12 protein-coding genes are annotated in these 12,912 nt (G+C 65.9%); 7 read left to right on the top strand and 5 right to left on the bottom strand.

The window, feature by feature from the left end; all coding sequences use genetic code 11:
• Positions 1-306: 306 nt before the first annotated feature.
• Positions 307-2,970 (top strand): bifunctional diguanylate cyclase/phosphodiesterase, encoded by a 2,664-nt coding sequence (locus tag XH87_RS08575; protein WP_271586916.1) that lies wholly within the window; start codon positions 307-309, stop codon positions 2,968-2,970.
• A gap of 116 nt (positions 2,971-3,086) precedes the next feature.
• On the opposite strand, the gene XH87_RS08570 is transcribed toward XH87_RS08575, so the two are convergent.
• Positions 3,087-4,064, bottom strand: coding sequence for a phosphatase PAP2 family protein (locus tag XH87_RS08570; RefSeq protein ID WP_271586915.1), 978 nt, complete (start codon positions 4,062-4,064; stop codon positions 3,087-3,089).
• Between the two features lie 321 nt (positions 4,065-4,385).
• Here XH87_RS08570 and XH87_RS08565 point away from each other — a divergent pair, with 321 nt between their 5' ends.
• Positions 4,386-4,745, top strand: coding sequence for a hypothetical protein (locus XH87_RS08565; RefSeq protein ID WP_035714482.1), 360 nt, complete (start codon positions 4,386-4,388; stop codon positions 4,743-4,745).
• A 22-nt stretch (positions 4,746-4,767) separates the two neighbouring features.
• Here XH87_RS08565 and XH87_RS08560 read toward each other — a convergent pair whose 3' ends face one another.
• Together XH87_RS08560 and XH87_RS08555 are read right to left on the bottom strand one after the other, a co-directional pair.
• The gene (locus XH87_RS08560; RefSeq protein ID WP_256375944.1) at positions 4,768-4,890 is read right to left on the bottom strand and encodes a hypothetical protein; all 123 of its coding nucleotides are present in this window, start codon (positions 4,888-4,890) and stop codon (positions 4,768-4,770) included.
• Positions 4,891-4,999: 109 nt separating this feature from the next.
• Positions 5,000-5,176: a hypothetical protein gene (locus tag XH87_RS08555; protein ID WP_158668955.1), complete on the bottom strand. Its 177-nt coding sequence runs from the start codon at positions 5,174-5,176 to the stop codon at positions 5,000-5,002.
• A gap of 121 nt (positions 5,177-5,297) precedes the next feature.
• On the opposite strand from XH87_RS08555, the gene XH87_RS08550 reads away from it, so the two are divergent.
• Entirely contained in the window at positions 5,298-5,468 is a 171-nt protein-coding gene (locus XH87_RS08550) for a hypothetical protein (protein ID WP_157461132.1), read from the top strand.
• A 3-nt stretch (positions 5,469-5,471) separates the two neighbouring features.
• On the opposite strand, the gene XH87_RS08545 is transcribed toward XH87_RS08550, so the two are convergent.
• Positions 5,472-6,083, bottom strand: a complete 612-nt coding sequence (locus XH87_RS08545) for a PAS domain-containing protein (protein WP_271586914.1) — start codon at positions 6,081-6,083, stop codon at positions 5,472-5,474.
• 287 nt (positions 6,084-6,370) lie between these two features.
• Here XH87_RS08545 and XH87_RS08540 point away from each other — a divergent pair, with 287 nt between their 5' ends.
• On the top strand, positions 6,371-7,264 hold the full coding sequence (locus tag XH87_RS08540; protein ID WP_271586913.1) for an efflux RND transporter periplasmic adaptor subunit: 894 nt from the start codon (positions 6,371-6,373) through the stop codon (positions 7,262-7,264).
• Between the two features lie 272 nt (positions 7,265-7,536).
• On the opposite strand, the gene XH87_RS08535 is transcribed toward XH87_RS08540, so the two are convergent.
• The gene (locus tag XH87_RS08535; RefSeq protein WP_271586912.1) at positions 7,537-8,385 is read right to left on the bottom strand and encodes a caspase family protein; all 849 of its coding nucleotides are present in this window, start codon (positions 8,383-8,385) and stop codon (positions 7,537-7,539) included.
• A 421-nt stretch (positions 8,386-8,806) separates the two neighbouring features.
• On the opposite strand from XH87_RS08535, the gene XH87_RS08530 reads away from it, so the two are divergent.
• From XH87_RS08530 to XH87_RS08520, 3 genes are all read left to right on the top strand, one after another.
• Positions 8,807-10,534: a hypothetical protein gene (locus XH87_RS08530; RefSeq protein ID WP_271586911.1), complete on the top strand. Its 1,728-nt coding sequence runs from the start codon at positions 8,807-8,809 to the stop codon at positions 10,532-10,534.
• Between the two features lie 292 nt (positions 10,535-10,826).
• Entirely contained in the window at positions 10,827-11,549 is a 723-nt protein-coding gene (locus tag XH87_RS08525) for a thermonuclease family protein (RefSeq protein ID WP_035716233.1), read from the top strand.
• A 102-nt stretch (positions 11,550-11,651) separates the two neighbouring features.
• Positions 11,652-12,839: a pyridoxal-phosphate-dependent aminotransferase family protein gene (locus XH87_RS08520; protein ID WP_271586910.1), complete on the top strand. Its 1,188-nt coding sequence runs from the start codon at positions 11,652-11,654 to the stop codon at positions 12,837-12,839.
• Positions 12,840-12,912: the final 73 nt, after the last annotated feature.

Raw genomic sequence — 12,912 nt, 5'->3', positions numbered from 1 at the left:
ATGATGAGCCTCCGTCCCAGCCCCAGTGATGAACCGGCGCCACCCCGCCGGCGTCCAGTCAGCGAGGCCGTTTCGCGGCATCTCTTCGCGGCATTCTCTCGTGAGCATATCTTGCCGCCGCGCCCGATGGCTGGCGCTTGTCCTCACGGTGGCCGCTTCATCCGCACGAGCGACCCGCGATGGCCGGCGCGACTCCAATCGGGGAACCAACCCTCTGATTCCGCTCCGGATTTATATTTCCTTAACCATCAATGGTAACGGGGTCTTGTCGGTTCTGCTGCATCTTGCATCCCACGGGAGGGCTGGATGGGCGCATCGATCCGATCGACCGCGCGACTACGCGCGTTGCTCCGCCGTTGGCGCGGGGCGCCGCTGACATGGCTGATCATCGGCGGCTTCGTGCTGATGCTTGCGACCGCCATCGGCACCGCGCTCACCGTCGACCGCTTCCGGCAGAATGCGATCGAGAGCGGCCGCGACAGCCTGGAAAGCTCCGTCCGCATGCTCGCCCGGCATTTCGACCGCGAGTTCGAGGACTTTGCGGTGCTGCAGAAGAGCATCATCGCCGAGCTCGAGAGCCGCGGCATCGAATCCGCTGACATGTTCCGGGGCGAGATGGGCACGCTCGCCGTGCACGAGGTGCTGCGTGCAAAGGCCAGCGGCTGGTCCGACGTTGCCGGCGCCAATCTGTTCGATTCCAGCGGCGTGCTGATCAACTCGTCGCGGCAATGGCCGGTCGCCGACGTCTCGGTGGCCGACCGCGGCTATTTCAACCGGCTCAAGAACGATCCCGCCTCGCAGGAGGAGGTCGAAGTCGTGCCCGGGCGGCTCGGCAGCGGACCGGCGATCGTGTTCGCGCGGCGCGTGTCGGGCCCGCACGGCGAATTCCTCGGGCTGGTCTCGCGTGCGATTGCGCCCGAGCAGCTCGAATCCTTCTTCGCCTCGACCGGGCTCGGCGAGGAATCCTCGATCGCGATGCACCACCAGAACGGCCAGCTGCTCGCGCGCATTCCGCATGTCGAGGCGATGATCGGGCAGAACTTTCGCAACGGCACGCCGGAGCAGATCGCGGTGTTCGAGCGCACCTTCACCTCCACGCAGCTCACAAGCCCGATCGACGGCAAGGACCGCATCGTCGCTTCGCGCCTGCTCGCCGGCGAACCGCTGGTCGTGGTGGCGACCAGGTCGCTGGATGCGACGCTGGCGACCTGGCGCGCGCAGACGAAATTCTTCGTCGCGATCGCCGTGCTGTCGATCGGCCTGCTGGTGCTCACGCTCTATCTGATCTTCCGTCAGGTGACGAACCGGCTCTCGCTCGAGAAGCAGCGCCTCGACACCGCGATGAACACGATGACGCAGGGTCTGCTGATGTTCGACCAGGACGAGCGGCTGATCGTCTGCAACCGGCGCTACGTCGAGATGTACGGGCTGTCGGCCGAGGTGGTGAAGCCCGGCGCCCATTTCCGCGACGTGATCCGGCACCGCCGGGACACCGGCTCGTTCGAGGGCGACATCGAGGCCTATTGCGACCGCATCCTGAGCAATATCGGCCGGACCCAGAGCACCATCGTCGAGACCGCCGACGGCAGGCTGATCGAGATCAAGAGCCAGCCCGCCGCCGGCGGCGGCTGGCTCGCCACCCATGACGACGTCACCGAGCGCATCCGCGCCGACGAGCGCATCGCCCACATGGCGCATTACGACGCGCTGACCGACCTTCCCAACCGCGCGCTGCTGCGCGGGCATCTGGAACGCCGCGTCGCCGAGCTCGGCCAGGGCAAGCCGTTCGCGATCCTCTACATCGACATCGACGAGTTCAAGGGCGTCAACGATTCGCTCGGCCACGAGGTGGGCGACGAATTGCTGCGCCAGGTGGCGAACCGCCTGCGCGCCTGCGTGAACGGCAACGACATGGTCGCGCGGCTAGGGGGCGACGAATTCGCCATCGTCAAGGCCGGAACGAACGACGCGGCCGAATTGGCGGCGCTGGCGGAAGCGATCCTCGAGGCGTTGCGCGCGCCGGTGAATTGCAAGGGCCAGGAGATCCCGACCGATGCCAGCATCGGCATCGCCGTCGCGCCCGATCATGGCGACAACCTCGACGATCTGCTCAAGCGCGCCGATCTGGCGATGTATGCGGCGAAATCGGAAGGGCGCCGCACCTTCCGCCTCTTCGCACCCGAATACGACGCCAAGGCCCGGCAGCGGCGGCAGCTCGAGCTCGATTTGCGTCACGCGCTCGTGCGCGGCGAGTTCGAGGTGCACTATCAGCCGCTGGTCGACCTCGCGGCCAATGTGGTCACCGGCTGCGAGGCGCTGCTGCGCTGGCGCCACCCCGAGCGCGGCATGGTCTCGCCCGCCGACTTCATTCCTGTCGCGGAAGACACCGGCCTGATCGGCGAGATCGGCGAATGGGTGCTGAAGCAGGCCTGCCGCGAAGCCGCCTCCTGGCCCGACCGGATTCACATCGCGGTCAACGTATCTCCGGTCCAGTTCCGCTCGCGGACGCTGGCGCTCAAGGTCGCGGCCGCGCTCGCGGAATCGGGGCTCGCGCCCGGACGGCTCGAGCTCGAGATCACCGAGACCGTGCTCATCCGCGACGACGAGGAAGCGCTGACGATCCTGCAGCAGCTGCGCGAGCTCGGCGTGCGCATCGCGCTCGACGATTTCGGCACCGGCTATTCATCGCTGAGCTATCTGCACCGTTTCCCGTTCGACAAGATCAAGATCGACCGCAGCTTCATCAGCGACATCGGCGAGCCCGAGGATTCCTCGCCGATCGTGCAGGCCGTGGTGCACATGGCCACCGCCCGCCGCATGGCGACGACGGCCGAAGGCGTCGAAACCGAGGCCCAGCGCGAGGTGCTGCGCCAGCTCGGATGCAGCCAGATGCAGGGCTGGCTGTTCAGCCCGGCCGTACCGGCCGCGAAGCTGAAGGAGCTGCTGGCGGCGCAGGCGGTGGCGGCCTAAAGCATGATCCGGAAAAGTGCGAAGCGGTTTTCCGGAAAGATCATGCGTAAACAACAACCCAGAGCGCGATGATGATTCATCCAAATCTCATCGCGCTTTAGCGAAGCGGAACGCGCCTATTTCGGAACGTGGACCAGCGCTGCGGCGCTTTCGACAGGCCCGGAGGGCCGCATTCGTTCACCCGTCGCGCGGGCGAGAGCGCGTTGCACGGCGATCCAGCTCAGAAGCGCAATCGCCAAACCGGCGACGACATCGCAAAAATAGTGGCTTCCATCCACCGGCGTTGCCGCGATCATCGCAACATTGAGCAGGGCGGCGATCCTTCCGACATATCTGACCGGCCACAGCGCCAACAGGAAGAGCAGTCCGAGCGCGGCATGCAGGCTGGGAAAGCTGATAATTCCGTCGGCGCCCTCCGCGACCAGATGACGAAAGGTTCCGTCGCGCAATCCAAAGAACACGGGAAGGGGCAGATCCCGCGTCACCGGCACGATCGCCGGAGAGTTGATCGAAGACAGATGCAGATGGCCCCAGACGCCCTGCGCCGGCATCAGGGTCGACACGCCGATCGTCAGAAGGGTCGTCAGCACGAAGCTCAGCATGAAGACGCGCAATCGCAGGGTATGCCCCGCCGCGGCCAATACGACGACGATGGCCGTCGTTTGCACGGCAAAACTCGCATAGGCAAGCGCCAATGTCCGATGCAGAAGCGGCACGGCGTTCATTGCATCGAGCCATGACATCCAGTCGAAGCCGAGACGCCGGTCCAGCGCGGCGAGCTCACCGTCCCAGAGCGGGAATGCCGCGCTCGCTGCGACATAGGACAGAGGAGCCGCCACCGCCGCAAATGCAATGAGCTGGGCAGCCCCGATCAACGCGCCGGCGAGAGCCGCGTCCTTTCTGACGGTCGCATAGAACCAGCTCATCAACATGAGCAGGACGGCGACGAGGGCAGGTTTCCAGAATGAGATCCATTCGATCCGGAAGGGCCCCAGCATCGCCGCGATGAACACGACAGCGGCCGTGGCCCCGACGGCGATCCAGACGATGCGATCGGCGTGCTTCGACGGGTCAGGGTCGAGGGGTTCGGTCATGGGCGGCGATCGACCACGGCGGCGGCCGGAACGGCCGGCGGGATGACGTATGACGCTGCGACTTGCAGTTGGGGCCACCTTTATCGGACGAAGATTAAGAGAGTCGTTCGCCGGACCGTTCAATTGCCTTCAGCCGGCCGGGCCGGCAGCCCCATCGAAGCCGCCGCCCGAAAAATAGGATCAAACCCTGGACCTCGCGGTTATCGCCCTGCTGAGACGACCGGACCTCCGGCCGGCGGGCATCAGGCAATATCGCTTCACGCGTGGCGCAGGCGGCTCGCGTCCGCGCCGTTGCGCGTGCGCGAGACCGAGCGAGGCGACATGGCGATCGTGACTTTCAGGATGATCCCTCTCATGGCGGCAGCAGCCCTGATCGGCCTGTCCGCGGAGGCCCGCGATGACGGGCGCTACGCAAACTCTCCCCTCAAGGGCTGGTTCGAGGGCCTGCACAGCAAGGGCGGTGGCCCCTGTTGTGCCAACGCCGACGGCACCGCGCTCGACGATGTCGACTGGGACACGCGGGACGGGCACTACCGGGTGCGGCTCCTCGGCAACTGGATCGAGGTACCCGACGACACGGTGATCACCGAGCCCAACCGCGCCGGGCGCACCATGGTCTGGCCGTATTACGTCAACGGCCGCCCCATGATCCGCTGTTTCATGCCCGGCAGCATGACCTGAATCGAGACCGGGATCGGGATGCTCACATCGACCGTCTGGCCGCCCGCACTTCGGCGAATTCGGCGTCGGGGTGGCTGACGATGGTGGCGACCATGATGCCGCTGATGATCAGCGACCAGGCCGTGTCCCAATAGATCCAAAACACGAGCCAGCCTCCGTTTCCATCTCTCGCCCGCCGTACCGGGCCAACGGCGTAGCGAGGCCGCCGTTCCCTGGCGCGACGACCGTCCAGCCGCATGCGGGCGGACGAGGCGCTATTTTGGCTTGGTCGGTGGCGGCGCGCGGTCGGTTTGGCCGGTGTGGCGCTTTGCCACGACGTCCTCGTCGCGCTCGCCCTCGCGCGGCCGTGGCGGAAGCTCGGGCTGGCCGGCCTGATCGCCGTGCTTGCCGCCCATGTCGGGCTCGCCTTCGAGATCGTTTTCACGGGGCATGCCGGTTCAATGCGTTCGCACGGCATTGGTTCGCAACAGTATTGAGCCTGCCGCGGGAGGCCACCGACCTACGTAAACATCCGCAATTTCGCAGGGCGCGGCTTGGCGTCATATCTCGGTCATGGACCGCCAGATTGTCTTCAAATGCCCCCAGACCGGCCTCAACGTGCAGCATCGGTTTACCGACGAGCCGGCCGATCGCACCTATGTGTCCGTGTCCTGTCCGGCCTGCACGCGGCTGCATCTGATCGAGCGTTCGACCGGCAAGCTGCTGGGCGACCGACGCGGCTGACGGTTAACGCGGCGCCGTAGCCTGCGCCGTCACGTCTTCGACGTGGTGCAGCAGGAAGACCAGGTGGCCGTTCGCGTCGTGGATCGGCGAGTTGATCGGCTGCCAATGACGTTCGACGAAGGTGCCGCCGGGATCGCGGATGTCGTAGCGCTGGATCGCCATGGCATGGGCCCGCCCCGTCTCGCCGACGATCCGCAAGCTGCTGTAGAGATTGCTGACGCCATCGGCGAGCGGATCGTCGGGATTGTCGGGAAACATGTCGAACAGGGACCGGCCGACCACGTCGGTCCGGCTGATGAAGGTCGCCGCCGCGTAGGCGTCGTTGATGTCGACGATCGACAGGCCCGGCCCGGGGTCCAGCAACATATAGGGATGTGGCGAGCCGTCGAACTCCGGCTGGAATTGCCGCCGGATCATTGCGGCGTCGATGTGCTGCCGCCGGCGATGTTCGAGCGGCGTCGAATCGGCACCCGACGCAGCCGAGCTCAGCAACGCCAACTGGCGCTTCGCCGAGGCCAGCAGCGCGCGCACGGTGCTCTGGACCGTCGGATCGGTCGTCTCATTGAGCAACCGCTCGAAATGGACGATATTCTGCTCGCATACGAACTGGTGCATCCCGTCTCGACTACGAGTTGTAAGGCGGCAACGCCGCATCGCTCCCGATCCTAGTTCCATACAGGTGGATCTGGCAGATGAGAAGATCGTGATCGGCCGCACCCGGGGCCCCGGACCGCCACGACAAGCGCGCCCCAGAGGCGCGAACCTGTTCTCCAATCCCGCGACTAATCAAAGGCTTGCCGCTGCCTGCGGCGGTGCGGCATCCTGTTTTGGGGCGACGCGGCCATAGTGCGGGCGGCGGCCATCTGCTATCGATTGGAGACATAGCCCCTGTGGAATTTCCGATGCGTCATTTGCCCCGTGCCGTTGCTCGAAGCCTGTGTCCCGCAGCCGTTGCCGGCCTGCTCGTCTTCGGCCCCTATCCTGCCGGAGCCGCCGATGACGACGCGCCCAAGGGGCCGGCGGTCACGGTGCTGAAGGTCGCGAAATCCTGCTTCTCCGATATCGTCGAGGCGACCGGCACGATCATCGCGCGGGAGCAAACCTCGGTGCGGCCCGAACGTCCCGGCCTGAAGGTCACGGACGTGCTGGCGGAAGCGGGCGATACCGCCACCGCGGGCCAGGTGCTGGCGCGGCTGGCCCTGCCCGAAGGCGGCACGCTTCAGGTCACCGCGCCCGTGGCGGGCGTGATCGCGGCCTCGACTGCGCAGATCGGCAACTTCGCCTCGGCCAAGGGCGAGGCGCTGTTCACGATCGTGGCGCGCAGCGAATACGATCTCGTCGGCCTCGTCGCCACCACCGATGTGCGCAAGCTCGCTGTCAATCAGCCGGCCACCGTGTGGATCGCAGGCGCCGGCGACATCAGCGGCAAAGTGCGCCGCATCGGCCCGACCGTCGAGCCGAACATCCAGCAGGGCATGGTCTATATCGGTATCTCCTCGCAGAAGCGGCTGCTCCTGAACGCGAGTGGGCGCGCGCTGATCAAGACCGGACAGAGCTGCAACGTCGCGGTGCCGCTGACCGCCGTGCAGTATTCATCCGCGGGTACCGTGGTGCAGGTGATCCGCCGCAACCGCGTCGAGACCAAGCGTGTCGAGATCGGCTTGATGTCGGGCGGCAATATCGAGGTCCGCGACGGCCTCAACGAAGGCGATGTCGTCGTCGCCCGCGCCGGCGCGCTGCTGCGCGAAGGCGATCCGGTGCGCCCGGTGATGGCGAGTGCGGAAGCTGCGAAGTAGTCGCCGCAAAACCGTCATTGCGAGCGCAGCTCCCTCAACGCCGTCATTGCGAGGAGAACCTGTCATCGGGCCGCGCTTCGCGCGGACCCGTTGGCTCGCAATGACGGTGTGGAGACAGATGTGCGCTACGCGCGCATATGCGTAGGGTGGGTTAGCCCTGCAGATGCGCGAAGCGCATCTGCTCGGCGTAAACCACCAATGTTGCTATCCGCGGAAAGAGAAGTGGTGGATTACGCCTTCGGCTAATCCACACTACCAAGACCTAAGAAAAACTAGCCGCCGGCTTCGCCGAGCTGGACGTCTTCGAGCAGCGAGGACGAGACCGCCGGGACCTGGTCGCCTTCGCTGGCGCGGGCGATGGCGAGGCGGGTCTTGTTGAAGACGCTTTCGGCGCTGGTCTGCGCGTTGAGATTGTTGAGCAGCTCGCCGACCAGCACGCTGTGCTCGCCCTTGCCGTCGTCGACGACCTTGCCGGGCGAGGCCGAGGTGAGGACCAGCGCGTTGTCGGACGCGCTGATCGGCGCGAGGCCGTGGCTGTAGGAGCGGAAGCGGCGCTCATAGGGGTTGCGGCGGGAGGCGTCGACGACGACGAGCTTGGCCTTGGCGCCCTGCTCCTTCATCATCTCGAGCACGCCCTCGATCGACACGCCTTGGCGGCGGACGTCCCTCTCCTTCCAGATCACGGCATCGACCGGCAGCATGTAGCTCTCACGGCCGGCCTGCACGCCGTAGCCGCCGAAGAACAGCATGACGACGGTATCGTGCTTGATCCGCGACTTCAGGCGGTTGACGGCGCGAACCATGTCGTCCTTGGTCGCGTCTTCCACCATGTCGACGTCAAAGCCGTTCTTGCGCAGCGACGAGGACAGCGCGCGGGCGTCGTTGATCGACTGCGTCAGCGGCGCGCTGGCGTCGGGATAGTGTCCATTGCCGATGACCAGCGCCAGGCGCGAGGTCTGGCCGATCGAACCGGTGATCTGGTCGGTCGTAACAGCCTTGGCGGCGTCGATCGTGCGCATGTTGAGAGCAGCATGGGCGCCGATCGCCAGCGACACCGTGCCGATGAGGGCTGCGGCGAGCGCGATCGTGCGTCTGGAAAGGTCGAGCTGCTTCAAGTTCATCTCGGTTCGTTTCCTGTGCCAAAGACCAGCCACGCGCGCGCGTACTGTTTGAGTAGCGCGATAGCGTCTTTAGGTTTGAGGGATTGGCCGGGGAAGTGCCCCCGAATTGCGCGCAATTTGCGGCGCCGCACCAAACAAACCCTTAACCGCATATAGGCCCTCGGGCAATAGATTGCTCAAGATTTGAGCTAAGTAGCTGGATATGTTGGTTAATTCTCGGAGACAGGTTTGCGCATTCCCGGCTTCCCCGTAGCATCCCGGAGCCCGATCATGCAGCCTCCGCGCCAGTTTTTTTTGTGACGATCATCACATTTGTATTTTCTGCGAATCCGGGTAGCCTTTTCAAAGACTTGCAGGGGGTGGTGTGCGGACGGCTGCGCGCTCGCCGGCCCCGGCCGAGCCCCCCGCGACCAGGTATTTCATGAGCTTTCATTATTTTGCCGGCGCCGCCTGCCGGGCGCTGACGGTGCGGAAGGACGGCCCTTCGCTTTACGACGTCTGCGATCCCATATTGCCTGACACGGTCAGCGGCGATCTGCATCTGGCCAAATTCTACAAGACCGCCCTCGGCAATCCCGCGCTGCGGATGCTGCTCCGCCGCGCCGGCCTGCCCGAGCTGCGCGACGAGACCAGGCTGACCCGGCTGCGCGAGGCACTCAAACACGCCCGCGACGATGTCGAGCCGGACTGGGCGGCGGTCGGGCGGCCGATCGCCGATCTCGTCGACAGCATCGCGCTCGATCATCCCAAGCCGCCGCCGGTGCCGTTCACCGCCGCCCTGCCGCAGAGCGCGCAGATCGACGGCGCGATCCGTGACTGCGCGCAGCATCTGCTCGGCTCGTACCGCCGCAACGGTTTCCTGCCGACCTATGCCGCCTTCAACCTGATCGGCGATCCCGATTTCCGTGGACGCGAGCTGATCATGGCGCTGACGGGCCTCAACGCGCGCGGCTACAAGAACTCCTCGCTGCTGTTCAACCTCGCCCGCGTCTTCATCGCGCGCTCGCCGGCGCGCGCCGTGGTCAATCCGCCTTGGAAGGGCATCGCCGAGCCGATGTGGGAGCCGGTGCAGATCCGGCACCGCTCGGCCTATTACGATGCGTTCTTCATCGAGGCGCTGCTGGGTTATGTCGAGACCGGGCTCGCCTCGCCTGCCGACAAGATCGCGGCGGAGCGCGCGATCGCCGACATGGTCGATTTCTGCGTCAACATCAGCCGCGAGGAGGTCGAGGGCATCGACGGCGCGCGCTTCAACGTCGTCACCGCGCTCGCGCCGGCGCCGCATCCGCGCTTTTCCCGCTACTTCGCGCAGATCAAGCAGGATCTCGGCTTCGGAATCTACGTGCCGGATTGCGACACCACGGCCTGCTCGATCTCGGCGGCGACGCAGGCCGGCTGCACGGATCCCATCATCGATCAACCGCTGCTGGACTTCTACGCCGGCTACCAGGTCCGCGCCGGCGTCAACGCGCCGCGCGTGACCGTGCCGCTCAACGACAATATCGACTATGAGGGCGGGGTTGCGACCTGGATCGACAATCTCGACGGCGAGCGCCCATACGGCAACGATCTCGATCCGACGCTCAATCTCGACATTCTCGAGGTGAGCTTTCGCAACCTGGCGCGCTGGAAGATTCTGGAGACACCGTCGCGGCTCGCCACCGTGCATCGCATCATCGGCTTCCAGAAACGGCTGGCCGCCAGCGGCGCCTTCGCCAATCCGCGCTCGCACATCTATTACCTGCCGGAACTCTACAGCGCCTATTTCGGCCGCTGCTATGCCGCCTTCCTGGCGCTGCCGCTGGCAGCGCAGGCCGCGATCGATCCCGCCGGCGATTTCGACTTCATCCGTCACCGCGTGCTGTCCTACGTCAAGGGCGAGCTGATGGCTGCGGAGATGAACGTGTTCGACGCCGCGCTGGCCCTGATCGCGCTCGGCCATCTCGGCGCCGACCCGCGCGCCTTTGCGCCGGCGCTGAACGTGATCGTCGGCGCCATCGGCGAAGGCGGCCGCCGCGGCCCGTTCCGCGCCTATGAATGGAACAAGATGAAGACGCCGACGCGAATATTGGTGGGCGGACCGGAGGTGACGTCAGCCTTCGTGCTGATGGGCCTCGCAATAGCGAAGCGGGCGATGGCGCGGGGGTAAACGGTCTCTTACCCTCCCCTGGAGGGGAGGGTCGGCACGCGATCGAGCGCAGCGAGATTGTGTGACGGGGTGGGGTGATCTCTCCGCATCGAACACTGCCCGAGAGGAGAGATCACCCCACCCCGCTCGCGCTGCGCGCGATCGACCCTCCCCCTCCAGGGGAGGGTAAGAAAACGCCATCGATCAATGACAGGAAGTTGAAAGCTCAATCGTTGGGCAAAAGCTGGCCGAGCGGACAAAAGCCGACCACAATTGCGCGGCTTATCGATCATTTCATCACACCCGGACCGGCATGTTGCGAAGATTCCTGATTGCGCTTGCTTTCCTCGCTCCCTCGCTCGCGCACGCCGCCGACATCACCGGCACGGCAAGAGTTCGCGCCGGCGATGCCGTCGTGATCGGCAACACGCGGATCCGGCTCGGCGGCATCGACGCGCCCGCGGTCGATCAGCTCTGCCTCAATACCAAGGCCGAGCGGTGGACCTGCGGCGTCGCGGCGCGCGACGAGCTCGCCAAGCACGCCGACGGCAAGAATTGGGTTTGCCACAGGAGGTCGGTCGACCGGCGCGGTCGCACCGTGGCGCGCTGCGAGGTCGGCGGCGAGGACATCCAGAAATGGCTGGTGCGCAGCGGCTGGGCGCTGGCCTACACCCGCATGTCCCACGATTATGACGCGGACGAAAAGGCCGCGCGCGAGGCCAAGGCGGGGATGTGGCAGGGCGCCTTCATCGCGCCCTGGGATTGGCGCGTGCGCAACAAGAAGACCGCCATCCTGGGCGCGACCAAGCCGCCGGACGGGGCGCATGCGGTGCTGCTCGCCTCGGCCTCGGGGCCGGTCGCACCGTCGCCGGACTGCACCATCAAGGGCAACGTCAACAGCGCCGGCGAGTGCATCTATCACCAGCCGACCAGCCGCTGGTACACCCAGATCAAGATGAAGATCAGCAAGGGCACGCGCTGGTTCTGCTCGGTCGAGGAGGCGGAAGCGGCCGGCTGCCGCGAGACGAAGCGATAGGCCAGCCCTGCGTTTTACGTGCTTTTCTCAGGACCCGGCGGCGCGTAGAAGTGTGGTTCAGCAACCCACAAGACTGCCCTCAAGCAACAAGGACCAACAGCAATGACCGTTCGCGCGGGCCGGGAATTTCTGGCCATCCCCGGGCCCACCACGATGCCCGACGAGGTGCTGCGGGCGATGCATCGTCCGGCGATCGACATCTACTCCAAGGAGATGCTCGATCTGACCGAGAGCCTGCTCGGCGACATCTCGAGGCTGTTTGCGACCAAGGGCAAGTCCTACATCTACATCGCCAACGGTCACGGCGCCTGGGAAGCGGCGCTGAGCAACGTGCTGTCGCGCGGCGACAAGGTGCTGGTGCTGGAGAGCGGACGATTCGCGATCGGCTGGGGCAACGCAGCGGCGCTGATGGGCGCCGAGGTCGAGGTGCTCAAGGGCGACTGGCGCCGCGCGGTACGGCCGCACGAGGTCGAGGAGCGCCTGCGCCGCGACAAGGAGCACAGCATCAAGGCCGTCGTCGTGGTCCAGGTCGACACCGCTAGCGGCGTGCAGAACGATATCGAGGCGATCGGCAAGGCGATCAAGGCGAGCGGCCATCCCGCGCTGTACATGGTCGACACCGTCGCCTCGCTCGGATGCATGCCGTTCGAGATGGACGAATGGGGCGTGGACGTCGCGATGTCCGGCTCGCAGAAGGGCCTGATGACGCCGCCCGGCCTCGGCTTCGTCTCCGCCAATGCGCGCGCGCTCGAAGTGCACAAGAAGGCGAACATGTCGACGCCCTATTGGAGCTGGAGCGAGCGCGAGGGCACCGAGAACTACCGCAAATACGCCGGCACCGCGCCGGTGCATCTGTTGTTCGCGCTGCGCAAGGCGATCGACATGCTGCACGAGGAAGGGCTGGAAAACGCCTTCCGCCGCCACAGCCTGCTCGGCGAAGCCGCGCGCCGCGCGGTCTCCGCATGGTCGGAAGGCCAGGTGCTCGGCTTCAACGTGGTCGAAGCCAGCGAGCGCTCCAACACCGTGACCACCGTGACCATGAGCAACGGCCACGACCCCGCGGTGCTGCAACGCTACTGCAAGGACAAGTGCGGCGTCGTGCTCGGCACCGGCATCGGCGACCTCTCGGGGCAGGCCTTCCGCATCGCCCATATGGGCCATGTGAATGCGCCGATGCTGCTCGGCACGCTGGGCGTGATCGAGATCGGCCTGAACGCGCTGAAGATCCCGCACGGCAAGGGCGGGCTGGAAGCGGCAGTGGCGTATCTGGGCGAAGAGGTGGCGGCGTAAGGCGCCGCCACAAACTCCGCTGTCGTCCCTGCCCCGTGCGCAATTGCGCGCTAGGCAGCGACGACGGCGGAGT

The organism is Bradyrhizobium sp. CCBAU 53415, assembly GCF_028128735.1.
Taxonomy (GTDB): Bacteria; Pseudomonadota; Alphaproteobacteria; order Rhizobiales; family Xanthobacteraceae; genus Bradyrhizobium.
Note: the sequence above shows the minus strand (reverse complement) of the source record. Positions and strands in the feature narration are given on the sequence as shown.

Excerpts from the sequence above, each read along its gene's own strand:
- XH87_RS08545 (WP_271586914.1), bottom strand. The coding sequence starts at position 6,083 with ATGCACCAGTTCGTATGCGAGCAGAATATCGTCCATTTCGAGCGGTTG.
- XH87_RS08565 (WP_035714482.1), top strand. The coding sequence starts at position 4,386 with ATGGCGATCGTGACTTTCAGGATGATCCCTCTCATGGCGGCAGCAGCC.
- XH87_RS08520 (WP_271586910.1), top strand. The coding sequence starts at position 11,652 with ATGACCGTTCGCGCGGGCCGGGAATTTCTGGCCATCCCCGGGCCCACC.
- XH87_RS08550 (WP_157461132.1), top strand. The coding sequence starts at position 5,298 with ATGGACCGCCAGATTGTCTTCAAATGCCCCCAGACCGGCCTCAACGTG.
- XH87_RS08530 (WP_271586911.1), top strand. The coding sequence starts at position 8,807 with ATGAGCTTTCATTATTTTGCCGGCGCCGCCTGCCGGGCGCTGACGGTG.
- XH87_RS08535 (WP_271586912.1), bottom strand. The coding sequence starts at position 8,385 with ATGAACTTGAAGCAGCTCGACCTTTCCAGACGCACGATCGCGCTCGCC.
- XH87_RS08540 (WP_271586913.1), top strand. The coding sequence starts at position 6,371 with ATGCGTCATTTGCCCCGTGCCGTTGCTCGAAGCCTGTGTCCCGCAGCC.
- XH87_RS08570 (WP_271586915.1), bottom strand. The coding sequence starts at position 4,064 with ATGACCGAACCCCTCGACCCTGACCCGTCGAAGCACGCCGATCGCATC.
- XH87_RS08575 (WP_271586916.1), top strand. The coding sequence starts at position 307 with ATGGGCGCATCGATCCGATCGACCGCGCGACTACGCGCGTTGCTCCGC.
- XH87_RS08555 (WP_158668955.1), bottom strand. The coding sequence starts at position 5,176 with ATGCCCCGTGAAAACGATCTCGAAGGCGAGCCCGACATGGGCGGCAAG.
- XH87_RS08525 (WP_035716233.1), top strand. The coding sequence starts at position 10,827 with ATGTTGCGAAGATTCCTGATTGCGCTTGCTTTCCTCGCTCCCTCGCTC.